Origin of the sequence: Nitrosomonas sp. Nm51 (assembly GCF_900111165.1) — a bacterium.
In the GTDB taxonomy this organism is placed as follows: Bacteria; Pseudomonadota; Gammaproteobacteria; order Burkholderiales; family Nitrosomonadaceae; genus Nitrosomonas.
Genome location: NZ_FOGH01000129.1, coordinates 1 through 1,135, shown reverse-complemented (window position 1 = coordinate 1,135; position 1,135 = coordinate 1). Strand labels below are relative to the sequence as shown.

2 protein-coding genes are annotated in these 1,135 nt (G+C 51.0%); both read left to right on the top strand.

Annotated features, from left to right (window positions below):
- On the top strand, nucleotides 1–339 hold a 339-nt coding region (locus BMY60_RS15165), incomplete at its 5' end, for an IS66 family transposase (protein WP_371264228.1).
- A gap of 510 nt (nucleotides 340–849) precedes the next feature.
- Entirely contained in the window at nucleotides 850–1,050 is a 201-nt protein-coding gene (locus BMY60_RS15160) for a reverse transcriptase N-terminal domain-containing protein (RefSeq protein ID WP_090334729.1), read from the top strand.
- The last annotated feature ends 85 nt before the right edge of the window (nucleotides 1,051–1,135 follow it).

Genomic DNA, 1,135 nt, shown 5'->3' with positions numbered 1-1,135 from the left:
GATCAATTAAAGTGGCATCTTTTGCAGGGAAACACCCTGCATGCGGATGAATCGCCGGTAGCGCAACTGGAACCCGGCAACGGCAAAACCCGCAAGGCCTATCTATGGGCCTACCGCAGTAACGACCTTGATCCCGGGCCGCGCATGGTTGTCTTCGATTATCAGACCAGTCGCAGCGGCCGGCATGTGCAAGACTTTCTGCAAAACTGGCAGGGTCACCTGCTGGTTGATGACTATGCTGGCGTGCGACGTGAAGTCGCAAATATCATTGTCATGCCCTGTTATCAAGGTGACATGACCAACCGTTCCGTCGGTTGTAGCCTACCTATGCGTGCATGACTGGTAACGGTTTTGTGCGAAGCCATGGGGACAATGTGTCAGGCCTTTGGCCACATCAAGACCGCGAGGATTGATGGCACCTGCAAGCATCAATGCGGGTGAATGGCAAGGCTGGGAGGTATGCTTAACATAAGTGAATTGCTGCAGGTACCGTTAAGTCGAACAAGCTAAAGATGCTGATTAAGGCTTGAACCAAAAGGTATACGGCTGGTTGCTTCAGCACCGCCAGGGAGCACACGGACTCATAAAGCCGTCGGTATAAAGGCAAAAGCTAACCCTCTCGTTTGTGATGTTTGCGGAACACGGTAAACCCATCGAACCGCCAGTAATGGCAGGCCAACTGTAAGGAAGGCTGTTGATTCGGTGGGTAAAGGAGGACGGAGAAAGCGAAGGCCTCGCGGTAACAGTGAGGATACGGGTTGAAACATCATCCGGCATGAAAATGAGCCCACTTCCGTCTGGTCTTGAATGGTGAGAGAACTTGAAAAATCGTAATAAGAGGGAAAGCAGATGACGGTTATAGCAGTTGGGGATCAATCCTTATCGGCTGGAACTGGTGAACTCTCGGCCGTGGAAAACGTTTGGGATCAGATCGATTGGGATCAAGTCAGCCGAGCGGTTTTGCGACTGCAAGCGCGTATTGCCAAGGCCACAGAGGTGGGTCGATGGAACAAAGTGAAAGCTTTGCTTTCTCCACCAGTGGGACTGTAAATTAAACTGTGTAACTGTCTGGGTTAAACATACTCAATCAGTCGATCCTCGAATTCGATCATAAACCGGTTCAAAGCCGCTTTCC

Coding starts and splice junctions, on each gene's coding strand:
- BMY60_RS15160 (WP_090334729.1), top strand. CDS start 850: ATGACGGTTATAGCAGTTGGGGATCAATCCTTATCGGCTGGAACTGGT.